Source organism: Demequina sp. (genome assembly GCA_024707205.1).
In the GTDB taxonomy this organism is placed as follows: Bacteria; Actinomycetota; Actinomycetes; order Actinomycetales; family Demequinaceae; genus Demequina.
Window position 1 is genome coordinate 2,105,195 of the sequence record JANQAD010000001.1, and the last position, 18,334, is coordinate 2,123,528.

The following is an 18,334-nucleotide window of genomic DNA, read 5'->3' on the forward strand; positions in this document are numbered from 1 at the left end:
CAGCATACGGGCGCCACCTCGCCGCGCTTGGCCGTGCGGCGATCGAGCCCAGCCGATACGGTGGACGGGACGCGAAGGAGTCGCCATGAAGCCACGCCCAAAGCCGCTGCTCGGTCTGCTTCTAGGTCTGCTGCTGGGAGCCGTCATCGTCGCCCTGCTCTGGCAGCTGGGCGTCGCACCCCCAGACCGGTTCATCCTGTTCGGCGTGCTCGCGCTGTCGATCGCGCTCGTTGAGCTGCTGCTGACGCAGACCACACGGCGCGGCAAGAAGCGATTCGTGACGACGATGGTGATCGCCGGTGTGTTCGGCGGGGTCGCGCTCACGGGCATTCCGGAGACGTTCATGGATGCCGGCTCCATCAGCGATGGCTGCACGCTCACCATGACGTCGGCGACCGACGAGGCCAGCCCCACAGACACCAGCGCGTTCGATCCCTTCGACACCACGCCCGACGACACCGTGAGCTTCACCTCCTCGACCGACGAGGTGCTCACCAACTGGGACAGCGGGCTTGGTATCTCCATTGGCGGTGTTCCGATCACGCTGTTCACCGCGGAGCGCGACAACGCGGCCGGCGCCACGGAATTCTTCGGCGAGGAGAAGGTGCAGAAGTACCTCGACGACATCGAGGACCAGATCGGGCTCCAGTTGCGCGGCACGTACCAGGTGTTCGGGTACATCAACGCGGACGAAGGCGATTGCGACATGGCCGGCTACCTGCGAATCAACGCCGAAGGCGTGTTCGCGACCGGACTCATCGTGGCGCTGTGGATCACCGGTGCGCTGCTGCTCGTCATCGTCATCGCGCTCGCCGTCTCGGTTGGGCGCTCCATCAGGGAGGCGAAGCAGTACGCGGCGAACTCGGGGACGGCAACGCCAACGGGCACCGCGGCCACGGGTGGCTCCGCCGCGCCGGATCTCGAGCCGGTTGGGGCGTTCACGCCAACGGAGCCGGCGCCCTCAGAAAAGCCCGCCGACAAGCCCTCCCAGGCTGGCGGGAGCGATCGGGCCGCAAGCGACCGCGATTCGGGCGGCGGGAAGGCCGCCGCGGCCGGGTCGGCGGCGTGGCTCTCGTCTCAGGACGACGACGCGGTCCCCGAGACGCAGGTCATGCCCGCGGCCGCGGAGACCGAAGTGCTTCCGGTGACAGAGGACGCCGAACTCGAGCCCGTGGAAGACCCGGAGGCGACCCAGCCCGTCGAGAAGCCGGAGGAACCGAACACTCCCTAGGCGTCGCCGCCCGCGTTGCCCGAGGCGCCCTTGCGGACGTCGTGGAGCTCGTACTTGGCGATCGCGGAAGCGGTGGTGCCCGGTGCCACCTGTCCGCGCCTCTCGAGCGCGTACAGCACGCGGCAGGCCGTTGAGGGCCCGTCGATCAGGAAGAACCTGCGGGCGGCGGCACGAGTGTCGCTGAACCCGAACCCGTCGGCGCCGAGCACCGCGTAGTCGCCGGGCACCCACGCGCGGATCTGGTCCGGCACCAGGTGGTCGTAGTCGGTGGTCGCCACGAACGGGCCCGACGCTCCCTGCAGCTTCGCGGTGACGTACGGCACTCGCGGTTCCTCGCCTGGATTGAGGAAAGCGGCCTTCTCGGCGGCGAGGGCGTCGCGGCGCAGCTCGTTCCACGACGTCACGGACCACACGCCCGCGCGAACTCCGAAGTCGTGCTCCAGCAGCTCGGCCGCCTCGAGCGCCCAGGGCAGGGCAACGCCGGAGGCGAGAATCTGCGCCTCTGGTCCCGGCCCGTCGGGTGCGGCGGCCACGCGGTGGATGCCGCGCAGGATGCCCTCGACGTCAACGTCCTCCGGCTCCGCCGGCTGGTGAATCGGCTCGTTGTACACCGTGAGGTAATACATGACGTTGGGGTCGCGGCCGTCGTCGCCGTACATGCGCTTGAGTCCGTCGCGCACGATGTGCCGGATCTCGTACCCGAACGCGGGGTCGTACTGAACCACAGCCGTATTGGTGCCGGCAAGCAGAGGCGAGTGGCCGTCGGCGTGCTGCAATCCCTCCCCCGTGAGCGTGGTGCGGCCCGCGGTGGCGCCGATGATGAAGCCGCGCGTGAGCTGGTCTCCCGCCGCCCAGAACTGGTCGCCGGTGCGCTGGAAGCCGAACATCGAGTAGAAGATGTAGAACGGCACGAGCGGCTCGCCGTGCGTCGCGTACGACGTGCCGACGGCCTGGAACGCGGCGGCGGAGCCGGCCTCGTTGATGCCGGTGTGCATGATCTGGCCGGCCTCTGACTCCTTGTAGGAGAGCATCAGCTCGCGGTCCACCGGCAGGTAGTTCTGGCCCTGGGTGTTGAAGATCTTGGCGCTCGGGAAGATCGCGTCGAGGCCGAAGGTGCGGGCCTCGTCGGGAATGATCGGGACCAGGCGGTTGCCGAACTCGGGGTCGCGGATGAGGTCCTTGAACAGGCGCACGAACGCCATCGTCGTGGCGACCTCCTGCTTGCCGGAGCCCTTCGCCAGCAGCTCATAGGTCCTGTCGTCGGGGAGCTTGACCTCGGTGTGCGTGGTGCGCCGCTCGGGGACGAACCCGCCGAGGATGCGGCGGCGCTCGAGCATGTACTGGATCGCGGGATCGTCGTTGCCCGGGTGGAAGTACGGCGGGTTGTACGGGTCGGCCTCGAGCTGCTCGTCGGTGAACGGGATGTCGAACGTGTCGCGCAGCACCTTGAGGTCGGCCGCGGCGAGCTTCTTCATCTGGTGCGTCGAGTTGCGGGCCGCGAAGTTCGTGCCCAGTCCGTAGCCCTTGATCGTCTTCGCGAGGATGACGGTGGGCTTGCCGTTCTGGCTGGTGGTGGCCTTGAGGTAGGCGGCGTAGAGCTTGCGGTAGTCGTGGCCGCCGCGCTTGAGCGCCCAGATCTCGTCGTCAGTCATGTCCTTGACGAGTTCCTTGGCGCGCGGGTCGCCGCCGAAGAACTGGTCGCGGATGAACGCCCCAGACTCAGCGCGGAAGGTCTGGAAGTCGCCGTCGGGGACGGTGTTCATGAGGTTCACGAGGGCGCCGCTGTCGTCCTTGGCGAGCAGCGGGTCCCAGTTGCGGCCCCAGATCACCTTGATGACGTTCCAGCCGGCGCCGCGGAAGAACGCCTCGAGCTCCTGGATGATCTTGCCGTTGCCGCGGACGGGGCCATCGAGGCGCTGCAGGTTGCAGTTGACCACGAAGGTGAGGTTGTCGAGCTGCTGGTTTGCCGCAAGCTGCAGCATGCCGCGGCTCTCCGGCTCGTCCATCTCGCCGTCGCCGAGGAACGCCCACACGTGCTGCTCGGACGTGTCCTTGATGCCGCGCAGGTGCAGGTAGCGGTTGGTCCATGCCTGGTAGATCGCCGATGCGGGGCCCAGACCCATTGACACCGTTGGGAACTCCCACAGCTCGGGCATGAGCCGCGGGTGGGGGTAGGAGGACAGGCCGCGGCCGGGTCCCGACTTCTCCTGGCGGAACGAGTCGAGGTCGTCCGCGCTCAGCCGTCCCTCGACGAAGCCCCGCGCGTACACGCCCGGAGCCGCATGGCCCTGGAAGTAGACCTGGTCACCGCCACCGGGGTGGTCCTTGCCCTTGAAGAAGTGGTTGAGGCCAACCTCGTACAGCGTCGCCACCGACGCGTAGGACGAGATGTGACCGCCAACTCCCTTGCCCGCCGCCTGCGCGCGCGTCACCATGACCGCCGCGTTCCAGCGGATCCACCCGCGGTAGCGGCGCTCGATCTCCTCGTTGCCAGGGAACTCGGGCTCGTCGTTCACGTCGATCGTGTTGACGTACGGGGTGTTGAGGGTCAGGGGCAGCGAGAGCTGCTTGGACGCCGCATGGTCCACGAGCTGCTCAAGGATGTATTCCGCGCGGCTCTCGCCGCCGGTCTCGATGAGCCCGTCGAGCGACTCGAGCCATTCCTCGGTCTCGTTCGGGTCCTTGTCGACTGCGCCGAATGTGTCCACGGATGACCGTCCTTGCTGGCGCGGGGGTATGCGCCGTGTCGGTGAGGGCTCGCGCGGTTGCGCGCATCTGCCATTTATCTTGTCACAGCCTTGGAGGGCCGTGGGGCGTCCCAGCCACAGCGTCGGGCCGCACGCCCTCCGCTTTCGCATCCTGTCGGTACAAGGAGGTCGAATCCCGCGCGTTAGCGACCTGTTTGTACCGACAGGATGCGGGGGTGGGCGAGTTTGGCGAGATGTGGGCCCGACGCTGTGGCTGGCTCGTTGCGAAGGCCGCCCGCGTGCCTCTACTGTGGGCGGAACGGCTCGACGAGCTGACCTCAACGAAAGGAGCGGCGCCACCGTGGCCACTACCGACGGTGCGACCACCGGAGAATCCGGAACGATCGCGCGGCTTGGCCTCAGGCCCGGCTTTGTCATCCAGGAGTTCGGCTACGACGACGACTGCGATGAGGGCTTCAGGGACAGCATCGAGTCGGCCACCGGCGAGAGCCTGGTGGACGAGGACTACGGCGACGTGACCGACGGTGCGATCGTCTGGTACCGCGAAGGCGATGACGACCTCGCCGACCTCCTCATGGACGTGCAGAGCCTCCTCGATGACGGCGCGTGCGTGTGGCTGCTGACCCCCAAGAAGGGCGTGTCCGGGCACGTCGACGCTCGCGAGGTGGGCGAGGCTGCCTCTCTCGCGGGACTGCACGCCACCTCGACCTTCGTGATCGGCGAGAGCTGGACCGCGACCCAGTTGCTGGAGAAGGGCCGGTCCAAGTGACCAACGCGCTCGACGGCCGCCCGGCCCCGGCGTTCACCCTTACAGACCAGCACGGCCGCGCCTTCTCCCTTCAAGACCACAAGGGAACGGCGATACTCCTGGTATTCGTGCCCTTCGCGTTCAGCGACGTGTGCACGAACGAGCTCGTGGAACTGCGCAATGCCGTGGACCTGCAGGGCCGGGATGACCTCATCGTCGTGGTCGCGTCGTGCGACTCGATCTACACGATGAAGGCGTGGGCGGACACCCACTCCTATCGGTCCCCGCTCCTCAGCGACTTCTGGCCGCACGGTGATGTCGCGCGCGACTACGGGGTGTTCAATCCGCGCGAGGGCCTCGCGACCCGCGGCACGTTCCTCATCGACGCCGACGGCGTTGTGCGGTGGTCCGTGGTCAACCCCAAGGGCCAGGCGCGAGACATCGAGGATTACCGCCGCGAGGTGAGCACCCTTCTCGGTGGGTGATGATTGAGGGCATGACCCTCTCGCTCGCCGTCATCATCGCATCCACCCGCCCCGGCCGCGTGGGCCCGAGCGTCGCAGCATGGGCACTGCAGGCGGCCCAAGACCACGGCGGCTTCGAGCCCACGCTCGTCGATCTCGCGGACTTCGACCTCCCGCTCCTCGACGAGCCCGAGCACCCGAGCCTCAAGAAGTACCAGCACGAGCACACCAAGCGCTGGTCCGAGGCGATCGGCGCCGCCGACGCCTTCCTGTTCGTCACCCCCGAGTACGACTTCTTCGCTCCAGCGGCGCTCGTGAACGCGATCCAGTGCCTCTCGCAAGAGTGGGGGCACAAGGCGGCGGGAATCGTGAGTTATGGCGGGATCTCCGGCGGGCTGCGATCCACCCAGTCGCTGCGACTGCTGTTGAGCAATGTCAACGTGCACGCCATCCCCGCGTCCGTGCCGATTCAGTTCGTGAAGGGGCACATCCACGACGGGGTGTTCACGCCGCCGGAGAGCGCGCCGGGGCTCGCGAACAGGATGCTTGACGAACTGCTCAAGTGGTCTCAGGCGCTCGCGACCATCCGCTAGCGGCCCGACGCTGTGGCTGGGTTCAGTGCCAGGGCGTGTGTTCGATGGGGTACCGGACGGCGGTGGGCACCTTGGCCTCGAGCTTGGCGATGAGCTTGTCTCCGCCCCTCCACAGCGACGGCCTGAGCACGAATCCACCGCCGGTGAGGTCGGTGATGTCCCAGAAGCCGCACTCCCTGCAGCGACCCGCGAGGACGATCTCGTCCCAGCGGCATTCGATGACGCCGAAGTCGGATCCGGTCCACGTGACCCTCTCACTGTCGACGATGATCTGCTGACCGCGGAGCTTCGAGAACATCTTGGGGTCGAACGTGTCGGCGTCTGACTTCATCAGCGCCTTGAAGATCTGGGTGCCGGACATCGACTCGTAGTGGCCCTGGGGCTCGCGCGCCCAGGGGAGGCCGAGCCGCTCCGTCACCTGCTCGGGGGTGAGATTGGTGTCGAAGTCGCCGAGCGATATCAGGATCGAGTCGAGCGCGGCGGCCACGGTCGCCCGGACCGAGTCAGCGTCGACCTTGGCGACGGGCTCGTGTTCGATGCCAAGCGGCTCAACGCCGGCGCGCACCCATCGCGTAGCGCCCCCAATGAGGTTCGCGTAGAGGGCATCGGAGTCTTCCTCGAGATTGCGCTCCTCCGTCACCATGCGGTCGAGCAGCCGTTGGGAGGGGCCCTCCGCTGCGAGACGGCGAAGCACCTGAAGCACGCCCTCCGCCGTGGCCAGGATGTCAGCGGGCTGCGGGTCGAGCACAAATGTGATGGCGGAGGTCTCCACATCGGTGGGGAATCCGGCGCCATCCACGCTGTAGACGAGGTGCCTCTCCATGCGCAGGTCATCGAGGAGCGCCCGGCTGATAGCCGCGCCGGTGACGTACTTCACGTTGCGATCGGGGTTTGAGATCTCGATGGTTGCCGCGAGCGGCAGCCTCCCGCCCGCGACCCACCCGTGTCGCCGGTACGGCAGCGCCGTTGGCGTGGCGCGCACCGGCGTGGTCCGCGCGTCGGGCAGGTGAACGTCGAGGCTCTCGGGAACGGGCCCGGAGAAGGCGAGAACGGCGTTGCCGGCGTGGAGCCAGTTTGCGGCCCAGTCGAGCGCCTGCTCGCGCGTGAGCGACCTGTGCGCTGGGAAGCCGAGGTCAAGCAGTCCGAGCGTTGCCGCGCCGTAGCGCTCCAGCAACGGGCCGGTGCCCGTGCGCTCGTTGCCGTCGCCGAGCTCGGCGGCGATGTGCGAGGTCTCCGCGGCGATGGCCTCGTTCGTGACCGCGGCGATCTCGGCGATCGAGGTGCCGACCCTGTTCAGGAAGTCCGCGACGAGCGCGGCCGGACCCTGCGCGTAGAACGACAGGCTCTCGCCGTCGGTCGACGCGTTGTGGTTGATAGTCACTTCGCCCACCTGGCTCATGACCAGGTGCTCAAGCAGGTGCGACACCCCCGACGTCCGCGCGAGCTCGTCCTGCACGCCAACCCCGAAGATGAGGGCTCCGCTGAAGGTGGTCCGAATGTCGGACCAGAGGACCGGGACGCCGTTGTGCTCGGTGCGATTGATGATCTGCGCTGCCACGCACGAATCATCGCACCAGTTCACGTGACGGAGGGGTCAGGTGTGGAGGAATCGACAGCGCGCGACGTGGCCTTCCACCAGGCCATCGCGAGGGCTCCGAGCGCGAGGGTGCCCCCAAGCGTGATCACGCGCCACACCATCGTGGCTCCCACGAGGGCCGACTCGTATTCGACGCCCGCGACATCCACGATCGACGCGATGACCACCGCATCCATGACGCCCAGCCCGAACATCGGAAGGATCGTCAGCGGGTAGGCAAGCAGCGTCGCGCCGATCACGACGGGCCACGGCGCAACGTCGCCGCCGATCCCGACGAAGCGCACCGCGGCGAGCAGGATCCCCGCGTCTACCACGATCCCCGCGATCATCGCGGCGAGGGATGGAGCGAGGTTGCGGTTCAGCGTTGTGCCGATCCGCCGCCGGAAGTCGACCACGGCGTCCACCCAGCGCCGCTCGTCCACCGCAGCGCCAACGACCGCGGCCCCGCGCGCGGCGCGCCGAGCGAGCCGCTCAGCCACAGCGTCGGACTGAAGCACGCCGACCAACACGGCGACGATGACTACCGCGATGATGAGGGAGATCACGCCCGTGACGACGCGGCCCGACTCGAAAGAGTAGATGCAGAAGATCGCGGCGCCGAGCGCGGGCGCCGCGAAGCGGGCGCCGTAGAAGATCAGCATGTTGAGCGTGGCGCCTGCCATGCCGTCGACCGGGTTGATTCCCCATGTGCGGAACTGGGCTATGCGCACCACGACGTCGCCGGGCGGGGGCGCGATGGTGCCGGCGAGGTTGGCGCTGAGGTCGCTCACGACCGCGCGGGGCGTGCCGAGCCCCGGGGTGAAGCGCGCAATGGGCATGGCGTTGACGAGCTGGCGCACGAGCAGCAGGCCGATGAGCGCGAGGAGCTCCGCGAAAGACACCGACCGGATCGCGTCACCAACGGCGGACCACGAGATCTTGCCGACGAACCGGATGATGAACCAGCCCACGACGATGCTGATGAGGAGGATCGCGGTGGGCTTCACCCAGCGTCGGCGCAGGAGGGAGCGCACCTTGGACTCGTTTGCGGTCGTCACGAGCCCAGCGTATTCGTCTCCGGTTTGGCGACAGCGGCGCGCGCCGGGAGAATGGGCGCGGGCCCTTAGCTCAGTTGGTTAGAGCACTGCGTTTACACCGCAGGTGTCATCGGTTCGAGTCCGGTAGGGCCCACTCTCGATGCCGTTGTCATGGAGTAGGTCCCCTATAGGGCGGTCATGTTCGTTTCGCGCGGGCGGGGAGGCCCTGCAGGGCACTGAGGTTCGGCACGGCCCGGCCCGCGTCGGCTCACGGTGTGAGCAGGGCCATCGCCGCATCGCGGCCCCCGATGCCGCTCACCCCGCCCCCGCGCCGTGTGCCGGCACCCGCGAGCAGCACCCGCGGGAACTCGGTCGCGACGCCCCACGTGCCTGAGTCCTCTTCGCACTTCGCCCAGGGCCAGCTCAGGTCGCCGTGGAAGATGTGACCGCCGGGCATCGCGAGATCGTCCTCGAGGTCCACCGGCGAGCGTGCCTCGATGCACGGGGTCCCGTCGGGCGCGGTGGAGAGGCAGTCGCTGATGGGCTCGGCGAGAACGGAGTCGAGGGAGGCGAGGGTCGCCGCCACCGCTGCCGCGCGTGCCGACTCGGGGTCGTCGCGGAAGAGCCGCGCCGGCTGGTGCAGCGCGAACAGCGTCAGCGTATGGGCGCCGCCGGCTCGGAGTTCGGGCCCAAGGATCGTGCGATCCGTGAGCGTGTGGCAGTAGATCTCCGCGGGCGGCAGCGAGGGCACGGCTCCCGCCGCGGCCTCCTCGTACGCGGCGGCGAGTTGGGTCTGAGTCTCGTTGATGTGGAACGTGCCGGCGAACGCCGCTGCGGGGTCCGCCGCGCTGCGCAGCCGCGGCAGCCGATCCAGGAGCATGTTCACCTTCAGCTGGGCGCCCTCCGGCCAGTCCGGCTCGCGGCCGAGCAGCCGATCGAGCACCGCGGGCGCACACGCGGCGAGCACGCGCCCCGCCGATATCTCGTGTTCGCCACCGTCTGCGTCGGTCCACGCGACGGTCGCCTCGGCGGCGGGGGAGCCCGGGTCGATCGCGGTCACGGTGGCCCCGATGCGCACCTCCGCACCCGCGCCGCGGGCGGCGCGTTCCAGTTCCCCGATCACGGCCCCCATGCCGCCGACGGGGACGTCCCAGTCTCCCGTTCCGCCGCCGATCACGTGGTACAGGAAGCAGCGATTGGCAAGCCCGTCGAGGGCGTCCGGCCTGGCAAACGTCCCGATGAGGCTGTCGGTGAGCACCACGCCGCGAACGAGGTCGGAGCCGAAGGTGCGGTCCACGAGTTCACCGATGGGCCGCTTGACGAAGTCGCGCCAGTCCTCAGGGCCGAGGAGCGAGCGTGCCTCGCCGGGGCTCAGCAGGGGCTCGGTCATCGTGGGGAACACCCGACGGGCGAGCGCGCCGGTTCGCGAGTAGAACTCCGCCCATGCTGCGCCATCGCGTCCGGCGCCCACCGAGGCGAACGAGTCCTGGGTGCCCTGGAGGTCCTGCGTGTCGACGAGAAGGGCGCGAGCAGGGTCCGAGGGGTCGGGAGTGAACGAGGAGAACCGCCGGCGCCGCAGCTCGAAGCGCAGGCCCAACTCGCTGCGGAGCACGGACGGCATGAGCGACACGAGGTATGAGTAGCGGCTCAAGTGCGCGTCGACACCGGGAAAGACCTGGGCAGACACGCTCGCGCCGCCAACGTGATCGGCTCGTTCGAGGACCAACACGGTCTTTCCAGCCTTCGCCAGGTACGCGGCTGCGGTAAGCCCGTTGTGTCCGGCTCCCACGACAACGACATCGACACGCGAAGGGTCCGGGTGTGCTCGCACCTTGTCGAATCTACGGCAGTCCTCAGTCGGCGGCGATGCCTTCGCGGATAGTGTTGGCTCGTGAAAAGTGCTCGGAGGGCCGCCGGTGTTTGACGTCGAAGCGCTCATCACTCCACCCACTCCAACCGCGGCCCGCGCACTTGAGGCGTCGCGCGAGTGGTGTTCGCCGGATCTCGTCAACCACTGCCTGCGCTCCTGGGTGTGGGCGGGCGCCCTCGCGGAGCGGAACTCCATCGAGTACGACGCCGAACTGCTGTACGTGGCGACGATGCTGCACGACGCCGGGGTCGCGCCCCACTTCGACGCCACCGAGGTGCCCTTCGAACTGGCAGGAGGCGCCGTGGGTTGGACGTTCGCTGCGGGCGCCGGTTGGCCGACTGAGCGCCGCCAGAGGGTGTTCGAGATCATCGAGCGCCACATGTGGCTCTCCGTGGATCCCGCAGTAGATGCCGAAGGTCATCTCCTCGAGGCCGCCACGAGCATCGACGTGGCCGGCGCCGGCATCGACCAACTCGACGCGGCATTCCTGCGCGAGGTGACCGCCGCGCTGCCGCGAGGCGAGTTCTCCGCCGACTTCGCGCTCGCGATCCACCAGCAGGCCACGCGGAAGCCGACGTCGAGCGCCGCCCGCCTGGATGCCGCCGGCAGGGTGGACGCTGGGGCGGCGCGTGGGAGCGGGTGCTCACGGGAGGTGAAATCGCATGACGTCCCAGCGACTCACGCGAGAGGAGCGCGGTCACGCCTATGCGAACCGCGCGGACACGCTCATGGTGTGGCTCTCGGTCATCTTTCTGGCCGTGTTCACGGCGGTCGTGGTGTGGCAGGACATGCCGCGCTGGCTCCGCGTGGTGTGCGCGGTGCTGCAGGTGGTCATCTGGCTCGTGTTCGTGGTGGACCTCACCATTCGGGTGAGCCTCGCGGACCGGCGGCTGCGCTGGCTCCTCACCCATCCACTTGACGTCCTCGCAGTGCTGTGGCCCGCCTTCCGCCCCCTCAAGATCCTCGCCGTGATCGGCGACAGGCGCTTCCGCGCGGACAAGCAGGTGGTGCGCACGACTCGGGCGGTGGTCGTCGCGTCGGTGCTCCTCATCTGGGTGTGCTCCGTCGCGGTTCTCGCCACCGAGCGCGGCAAGGCAGGGTCGAGCATCGAGACCATCGGCGACGCCGTCTGGTGGGCCTTCGTCACGATCGCCACCGTCGGCTACGGCGACATGGTCCCCGTCACCATGGCGGGCCGTGTCATCGGCATCGTGCTCATGGTGGTGGGGCTCGCGCTCGTGGCGATCATCACGGCCTCCGTGGCTTCCTGGTTTGTGGCGAACAGCCGTGGCGAGGACGTGGAGGGCATCACCGCCCGCGATGCCGAGGATCGGCACCGCATCATGGAGCTCGAGCGCAAACTCGACGTCCTGCTCGAGGCGCACCTCAAGCGGGAGGAGAACGAGGACAAGCCCGGGTAGGTTTAGGGCATGCCTTTGGTCCGCGACGTGCTCGCCTCCCTCGAGGCGCGCTTTCCGGCCGGGCTCGCCGAGGACTGGGACGTCAATGGCCTCACCGTCGGGTCTCCCGAAGCCGAGGTCTCGCTCGTGCACCTCGCCGTGGACCCGACTCTCGCCGTCGCGCGAGAGGCCGTCGCGGCCGGGGCGCAGCTGCTCGTCACGCACCATCCGCTCATGCTCCGCGGCGTCAACACCGTTGCCGCAGACACCGCCAAGGGCGCCGTGGTCCACACCCTCGTGAGCGGCGGGGTCGCGCTCGCGAATGCCCACACCAACGCCGACCACGCCGCCGGCGGGGTGGCAGACGCCCTCGCCAGGGCCGTCGGGCTGCGGGTGACAGGCCCGCTGGTTCCCGACGCCGCCGAGCCTTCGCTTGGCACCGGCCGCGTCGGCGAGCTTGCTGACGGCCCGACGCTGCGCGAGTTCGCGCGGGCGGTCGCCTCGGCGCTTCCCCAGACGGCGCATGGCGTGCGCGTGGCCGGAGACCTGGAGGCCGCGGTCCGCACCGTCGCCGTCGTCGGAGGGGCGGGCGACTCGTTCCTTGAGGCGGCGCGTGCGGCGGGAGTCGACGCGTACGTCACCGCCGACCTGCGCCACCACCTCGCCCTCGATGCTCGCGAACTCGCCGAGCTTGGCGACGGGCGCCCGTTCCTCGTGGACGTCTCGCACTTCGCGTCCGAGTGGGCGTGGCTCGCGGACGCCGCGTCATACCTGGCAGATCAGCTTGGCGTCGAGACGTTTGTCTCGACCATCAACACCGACCCCTGGACCGCGCGCGTAGGCGCGCAAGAGGAGTAGCCGTGGACGCACCCGCAGCCGACCAGAGACGCCTGCTCGACGTGCAGGCGGCAGACCTGCGCGCCCAGCAGGCTCGCCACCGTCGCGCGACCCTTCCCGTGCTCGCTCAGCTCGATGAGCTGACCGGCCGGGTCGTCGATCTCGGAGACGAGCGCGCGGCCCGCTCCGCGATCGTCGGCGACATCCGGCGAGAAGTCACCAAGGTCGAGGACGACGTCACCGCCGTCCGCGCCCGTGCGGAGCGCGACAACAAGCGCCTGCTGTCCGGAGAGGGGACGCCCCGCGATCTGCAGGCCCTGAGCGGCGAGCTCGAGGTGCTGCAGCGGCGCAAGAACGAGCTTGAGGACGTCGAGCTCGAGGCGATGGAGCGGCTCGAGGCGGCGGAGGCCGATCTCGCGTCCGCCGAGACCCAGCATGCCGAGATAGCAGGGCAGATCGCAGAACTGGAGACCCAGCGCGACGCCGAGTTCGCCGAGATCGACGCCGAGCTCTCCGTTATCTCGGGGGAGCGGACCGCCGCCGCGGAGGGTCTGGACGCCGGCCTGCTCGCGCTCTACGAGAAGCTGCGTGACCAGCGCGGCGGCATTGGAGCCGCGCCGCTAGTGCACGGCCAATGCCAGGGCTGCAACATGAAACTCAACGCGGGGGACCTCGCGGCGATCGTCGGCGCCCCTGCGGACCGGGTGGTGCGGTGTGAGGAGTGCGGCCGCATCCTGGTGCGCGAGGGATGACCCACGCTCGACTCATCGTCGAGGCCGATGGAGGTTCTCGGGGTAACCCGGGCGAGGCCGGCTTCGGGGCGGTGGTGCGGGACGAGTCGGGCGCCGTGCTCGCCGAGCGCGCGGGATACCTTGGCATCGCGACGAACAATGTCGCCGAGTACTCCGGCCTCATCGCGGGCCTCGAGGCCGCGGCGGCGATAGCGCCCCACGCGGCCGTCGAGGTGCGGATGGACTCGAAGCTCGTCATCGAGCAGATGAACGGCCGCTGGAAGATCCAGCACCCGGACATGCGCAGCCTCGCCGCGCGGGCCCGCGAAGTCGTGGGGGACCGCGAGGTCACGTTCGACTGGATACCGAGAGAGCGCAACAAGGCCGCGGACGCGCTCGCGAACGAGGCCATGGATACCAAGGACCAGGAGATCGTCCGGGGATTCGGGACCACTGGGCCCAGCGTCGGGCCCGAATATGACGATCCGGAGCCCGGGCCCAAGGCGAAGTCGCCGAAGGACATGTCATCTCGGCCGCTCGTCTCCACCCTGGCGCTCGTGCTCGTGAGGCATGGCGTGACCGACATGACCACGTCGCACAAACTTTCCGGGGGCGGGGTTGTGGGGCCGCCGCTCAATGCCGCCGGTCGCGTCCAGGCGGCGCAGGCGGCCGACGCGGTGTACCGGGTAGGGCGCGAGACCTGGGCGCCGCTCGCTCCCGTTTCGCGCGTTCTTGCCTCGCCCATGCAGCGGACCCAAGACACGGCCGGCGCGCTCGGTCGCAGGCTGGGGATTCGCGTCGAGGTTGACGAGCGCGCACGCGAGGTGGACTTCGGCGAGTGGGAGGGGCTCACCGCCCCCGAGGCGCTCGAGCGCGACGGCGAGCTCATTCGCCTCTGGGACGAGGGCGAGGTCCGGGCGCCCGGCGGTGAGTCGCTCAGCGACGTCGTGGAGCGCATGCGCGGCTTCATCCAGGACCTCGCAGCCGAGCAGGCGCGGCTGTGCGCGGACGACGACGTGCCGCGGACCATCGCGATTGTGTCGCACTCGGTCGCGATCAAGTCACTTGTCGCCGCCGCGATGGGATTCGCGCCCGGCACCGTGGCGAAGATCTGGCCCACTCCGGCATCCCTGTCCCTGGTGCAACTACGCGTGACGCCCGAGGGGGAGATTCACGACGGGCACCTCCTCGCCCTTGGCGTGCCGTCGGCCTGAACCGCCTGGTTGCGGTCGGTAGGCTCTGGGGCATGTCCACCGCGTGGAGAGGTTCCGTTGTGCTCCTGCGCGAGCCGCCGTCGGCCTTCTGGTCCCGCTTTGGGTATCGGCTGTTCATCGCCGCGGCCCTCGCGCTGGCCGCGTACGTCCTGCCGTGGGCGTGGCTCGCCGTTCCCGTGTGGATCTTCGCCGGGCTCATGGCGCTGCTCGCGGTGCTCGCGATCGCGAACATCATCAAGAACAGGCGCGCGCTGCTGGTGCTTACGGGCGCCGGTTCCATCGAGTGGCCCAAGTCCATCCAGGAGATCGTGCTGCGACGCCCCGTCGACTGGGTCGCCGCGCGCGAGATCGTGGTCACCCACCCGCCCATCGCGGCCATGCCCGGCCAGGCCGACCCCCGAATCACCCTGAGCGACGGCGAGCGGAGCATCGAGCGAGTGCCGCTGTACGGGAAGGCGCCGGCGGAGTTCGTGGACGAGGCGAACGCGCTGCTCGTTGGTCGCGGCGTCACGCTGCGTTTCGAGGCGCCGCCTACGCCCGACGCCGAGGCGGCCGAGTGACGCAAGTCGCCCAGCCATGGGGTCGGGTTCTCGAGGGTGCGCGCGGATACCCGTCGCCCCACAATTCGCAGCCCATCCGAGTGCGGATCGTCGACGACACCACGGCCCAGGTCTTTTACGACCTGGATCGAGGCCTTCCGGCGGAGAGCTTCGGGATTCCCTTTGGGCACGTGTGCGCAGGGGTGTTCCTCGAGTCGGTGGCCGTGGTCGCCGCGTCCGAGGGATACGAGGTGCGCGAAGAGCTCGCGCTCACGGAGATGGACTTCGACGCCGCCGACCGCCTGCACCCTCTCGGTACATTGGCGCTGTTTCCGCGCCCGGCCAGCGCCGTTGATCTGGCGCGCCGCGCGGCCTTTGACGCACGCCGCACCAACCGGAGGCCGTACGACAACCGAGCGGTCCCGTCGGGCGACCTTGAGGCAGTGGCGCGGCTTGCAGGTGAAGCCGGCCACACGTTCGCCGCCTCTACGGATCCGGCGGTTGTCGCGGACATCATCCGCGTCAACCAGGAGACGCTCTTCGACGACCTCCGCAACGACGCGGTGCACCACGAGATCATGACGTGGCTGAGGTTCAGCGACGCCCAAGCACGATCGACCGGGGACGGACTCAGCGCCGACGCGATGCTCATGCCCGGGCGGCTGCTGCGGTTCGCGATGGGCCACCGCGGGCTGTGGGAGGCGCCGGTGATCGGCCGCGTCATCAAGGGCGTGTACCTGCGGACCATGCGCGGCGTGGCGCAGGTCGCGTGGTTCGAGGGGCCGTTCGCCGGCCCGAGCGACTATGTAGAGGCGGGCCGGCTCTTCATGCGCTCGTGGCTCGAGCTCACCAGGGTTGGCGTCTCGCTGCACCCGCTCGGCACGGTCATCACCAACCCGCGCTCGCACGCGCGGTTCGCCGAGGCCGCGGGAGTTGCGGAAGAGGACGGGCGGATGGCGTGGATGCTCGTCCGGCTCGGGTATGCGAAGGAGCCGCCGGTCGCGTATCGCAGGCCGCTCGAGGAGATGATCGTGGCATGAGGAACGCGTTCAAGTACCTGCTATTCGGCCTGCTGTGGGCGTTCGACCTGCTCATCCGGCAGCTCACGCGATCCGTGCGAACGCACCGGTTCCTGCTGGGGCCGGGCATCGAGCCGGCGCGGTGGTTCGGGGGCCGCATGCGTGCCTGGCGGACCTTCGACAAGGCGACGAAGAAGGTGCCCGCGTACGCCACGTTCCTCGAGGCACAGGGCGCCAAGCCAACCATCCCGTCGGGCCTCAAACTGGCCGACGCGCTCGCAACCATTCCCGAGATGGACAAGGCGGGCTACATCAAGCAGTACTCGGTGCTCGAGCGCTCTATCGGTGGGAAGCTGCCGCGGCGCGGGGTGGTGGTGGACGAGTCGTCCGGTTCCTCTGGGGTGCCGACGAGCTGGGTGCGGGGGCCCGACGAGCGGCTCGCGACGCGGCAACTGCTGCAGATGGGCTTCTGGCGCACGCAGCGCGAGTTCCCCGACCGCCAGCCGTTCGTGCTGAACTGCTTCTCGCTCGGCGCGTGGGCCACGGGGATGAACGTCTCCGCGTCCCTCACCGAGATCACGATGATCAAGTCGATCGGGCCGGATCGCGACAAGGTCATCCAGACGATGCAGGAGTTCGGGCCGCAGTTCACCTACGTCATCACGGGCTATCCGCCGTTCCTCAAGGCGCTGTTTGAGGACACCCGCCTCGACTGGACGCAATACGAGGTCGTGACCGCGTTCGGGGGTGAGGGCATCTCCGAGAACATGCGGGCGCTCATCCTTGAGAATGCGCGCGCCGCGTACGGCTCTTATGGGGCATCGGATCTTGAGATCAACGTGGCGATCGAGACCGACTTCTCCATAGCGCTGCGGCAGGCGATCGCCGCTTCCCCCGATCTCAGCGCCCGCCTCACCAGGCAGCGCGAGTACGGGGTGCTGCCGATGGTGTTCCAGTTCAACCCGTTCGACTACCTCATGGAGACGAATGAGGCGGGCGAGCTGCTCGTGACCATCACGCGCGCTACCAACATCAACCCTCGTATTCGGTACAACATCCACGACCGGGGCCACGTGCTGCGCATTCGCGACCTGGATCCCGTGCTGCGGGAGTTTGGGCTGGACGGACTGCGCGAGGAGCGGATCACGGACCTGCCACTGCTGTTCCTCTACGGCCGATCCGACATGTCCGTTGACTACAACGGCGCCGTGGTCGCTCCCGACTCTGTGCGCGACGCGGTGTTCCGCGATCCCGCGCTCGCGGACCTCATTGAGAATCATCGGCTCATCTCCTACGAGGACGGAGCCGGCGACCGGCAGCTGCACATCGCGCTCCAGCTGGTCGAGGGGGCGGACGCGGCGAGCGTCGACGAGGCCGCCGTGGGGGAGCTGGTGTTCTCTCACCTGCGCACGGCAAACGGCGACTTCTCCAACGCGATCCGGACCGCCCCGGAGGGCACCGCGCCGTCCCTAGGCGTCTACGAGTACCGCACGGGACCGTTCGCGGAGGACGGCAAGAAGCTCAAGAACGAGTACGTGTGGGTCCTCGGTGTGGGTGAGATTGGGCAATGGCGGCTGCACGCGGGGTACGCGCCGCCGCGTCACCTCAGGCGGTGACGAGCGTGATGCTGGACTCCCCGAGTTCCACCGCGGCGACGGTGGGAAGCTCGGCGGCGAGTTCGGCGAGCGCCTCAGCGGATTCCGGCGCTTTGGGCGCCCTGACGAGGGCCCCAGTGAGCAGTCCGCGCGCGTACTTGGCGGTGTGGCTCGCGATCTTGCGCTTTCCGCCCTGCTCGTACGCGACGCGCACCGCGAGAGCGCCCGGCGGCGGCTTCCAGACGGTGGCGTAGTCGCTGCTGCGGCAGTCGACGATGAGCTGTTCGGCGGCGATCGGGTCCAGTGACTTCGCGAGACTCGCGCGCCAGAGGGCCGTCAGAGGGCCCACGCGGGGGAGCGCGACGCACATGTTGAGGCGATACGGGGGGATGAGGTCGGCGGGGGAGACGGCGCCCCACAGGCCCGAGATGATGCGGACCCGGTCGTGCGCGCGGACAAGCTCATCCGCGGACCACGTCGCCGAGCCCGCGGCGTCATACAGGACGCCCGTGTAGACGTGCGCCGCAGGCGCGGTGGGATTGCTCCACAGCGTGGTGTTTCCGGCCACCTGCGGCGCGAGCGAAGGCCCGACGCCGAGCATGGCGAGGGCGTCGCGCCGCGAACTCGCCGCGACGAGCGCCTTGCCCACCCTGGCGCGGACCGCGGTCAACTCTGGGTGACTGAGGTCCGCGAGCTCAACGGGTGCGCCCGACGTGGGTGCGGTCTTTCCCTCGGACGGCGGCAGCAGGATCAGCACGGCCATCACCCTACG

At 69.0% G+C, this 18,334-nt stretch carries 17 protein-coding genes and 1 tRNA gene; 12 read left to right on the forward strand and 6 right to left on the reverse strand.

Annotation, left to right across the window (positions count from 1 at the left end; genetic code table 11):
- The first annotated feature begins 85 nt into the window (after positions 1–85).
- A complete protein-coding gene (locus NVV57_10840; protein MCR6713149.1) occupies positions 86–1,231 on the forward strand; it encodes a hypothetical protein in 1,146 nt (381 codons plus the stop codon).
- On the opposite strand, the gene aceE is transcribed toward NVV57_10840, so the two are convergent.
- On the reverse strand, positions 1,228–3,939 hold the full coding sequence (aceE, locus tag NVV57_10845) for a pyruvate dehydrogenase (acetyl-transferring), homodimeric type (GenBank protein MCR6713150.1): 2,712 nt from the start codon (positions 3,937–3,939) through the stop codon (positions 1,228–1,230). The two genes, NVV57_10840 and aceE, sit on opposite strands and share 4 nt — an antisense overlap.
- Positions 3,940–4,279: 340 nt before the next feature.
- Here aceE and NVV57_10850 point away from each other — a divergent pair, with 340 nt between their 5' ends.
- Genes NVV57_10850 through NVV57_10860 form a run of 3 tightly spaced genes read left to right on the forward strand, consistent with a single transcriptional unit; the run spans position 4,280 to position 5,744 of the window.
- Complete coding sequence (locus NVV57_10850; GenBank protein ID MCR6713151.1) at positions 4,280–4,708, forward strand: DUF3052 domain-containing protein; 429 nt, start codon at positions 4,280–4,282, stop codon at positions 4,706–4,708.
- Complete coding sequence (locus tag NVV57_10855; protein ID MCR6713152.1) at positions 4,705–5,172, forward strand: redoxin domain-containing protein; 468 nt, start codon at positions 4,705–4,707, stop codon at positions 5,170–5,172. Before NVV57_10850 ends, NVV57_10855 begins: the two co-directional genes overlap by 4 nt.
- 11 nt (positions 5,173–5,183) lie before the next feature.
- A complete protein-coding gene (locus NVV57_10860) occupies positions 5,184–5,744 on the forward strand; it encodes an NAD(P)H-dependent oxidoreductase (protein ID MCR6713153.1) in 561 nt (186 codons plus the stop codon).
- A 22-nt stretch (positions 5,745–5,766) separates the two neighbouring features.
- On the opposite strand, the gene NVV57_10865 is transcribed toward NVV57_10860, so the two are convergent.
- The gene (locus NVV57_10865) at positions 5,767–7,302 is read right to left on the reverse strand and encodes a hypothetical protein (GenBank protein ID MCR6713154.1); all 1,536 of its coding nucleotides are present in this window, start codon (positions 7,300–7,302) and stop codon (positions 5,767–5,769) included.
- Positions 7,303–7,322: 20 nt separating this feature from the next.
- Positions 7,323–8,378 carry a hypothetical protein gene (locus tag NVV57_10870; GenBank protein ID MCR6713155.1) on the reverse strand — a complete coding sequence of 352 codons (1,056 nt, stop codon included), beginning with the start codon at positions 8,376–8,378 and terminating at the stop codon, positions 7,323–7,325.
- A gap of 59 nt (positions 8,379–8,437) precedes the next feature.
- Here NVV57_10870 and NVV57_10875 point away from each other — a divergent pair.
- A tRNA-Val gene (locus tag NVV57_10875) sits at positions 8,438–8,511 on the forward strand.
- A gap of 114 nt (positions 8,512–8,625) precedes the next feature.
- On the opposite strand, the gene NVV57_10880 is transcribed toward NVV57_10875, so the two are convergent.
- Positions 8,626–10,188 (reverse strand): NAD(P)/FAD-dependent oxidoreductase, encoded by a 1,563-nt coding sequence (locus NVV57_10880; protein ID MCR6713156.1) that lies wholly within the window; start codon positions 10,186–10,188, stop codon positions 8,626–8,628.
- A 22-nt stretch (positions 10,189–10,210) separates the two neighbouring features.
- Positions 10,211–10,780, reverse strand: coding sequence for a hypothetical protein (locus NVV57_10885; protein ID MCR6713157.1), 570 nt, complete (start codon positions 10,778–10,780; stop codon positions 10,211–10,213).
- 109 nt (positions 10,781–10,889) lie between these two features.
- Between NVV57_10885 and NVV57_10890 the strand changes: the two genes are divergently transcribed.
- Genes NVV57_10890 through NVV57_10920 form a run of 7 tightly spaced genes read left to right on the forward strand, consistent with a single transcriptional unit; the run spans position 10,890 to position 17,583 of the window.
- On the forward strand, positions 10,890–11,648 hold the full coding sequence (locus tag NVV57_10890) for a potassium channel family protein (protein MCR6713158.1): 759 nt from the start codon (positions 10,890–10,892) through the stop codon (positions 11,646–11,648).
- Between the two features lie 9 nt (positions 11,649–11,657).
- Positions 11,658–12,485: a Nif3-like dinuclear metal center hexameric protein gene (locus NVV57_10895; protein ID MCR6713159.1), complete on the forward strand. Its 828-nt coding sequence runs from the start codon at positions 11,658–11,660 to the stop codon at positions 12,483–12,485.
- A 2-nt stretch (positions 12,486–12,487) separates the two neighbouring features.
- Complete coding sequence (locus NVV57_10900; GenBank protein MCR6713160.1) at positions 12,488–13,216, forward strand: C4-type zinc ribbon domain-containing protein; 729 nt, start codon at positions 12,488–12,490, stop codon at positions 13,214–13,216.
- Positions 13,213–14,409, forward strand: coding sequence for a bifunctional RNase H/acid phosphatase (locus NVV57_10905; protein ID MCR6713161.1), 1,197 nt, complete (start codon positions 13,213–13,215; stop codon positions 14,407–14,409). Before NVV57_10900 ends, NVV57_10905 begins: the two co-directional genes overlap by 4 nt.
- A 32-nt stretch (positions 14,410–14,441) precedes the next feature.
- The gene (locus tag NVV57_10910; GenBank protein MCR6713162.1) at positions 14,442–14,969 is read left to right on the forward strand and encodes a hypothetical protein; all 528 of its coding nucleotides are present in this window, start codon (positions 14,442–14,444) and stop codon (positions 14,967–14,969) included.
- A complete protein-coding gene (locus tag NVV57_10915) occupies positions 14,966–15,988 on the forward strand; it encodes a hypothetical protein (GenBank protein MCR6713163.1) in 1,023 nt (340 codons plus the stop codon). The genes NVV57_10910 and NVV57_10915 overlap by 4 nt, the downstream gene beginning before the upstream one ends.
- Entirely contained in the window at positions 15,985–17,583 is a 1,599-nt protein-coding gene (locus NVV57_10920; GenBank protein ID MCR6713164.1) for a CoF synthetase, read from the forward strand. The genes NVV57_10915 and NVV57_10920 overlap by 4 nt, the downstream gene beginning before the upstream one ends.
- Here NVV57_10920 and yaaA read toward each other — a convergent pair.
- A complete protein-coding gene (gene yaaA, locus NVV57_10925) occupies positions 17,573–18,325 on the reverse strand; it encodes a peroxide stress protein YaaA (GenBank protein ID MCR6713165.1) in 753 nt (250 codons plus the stop codon). The genes NVV57_10920 and yaaA overlap by 11 nt on opposite strands.
- Positions 18,326–18,334 lie beyond the last annotated feature (9 nt).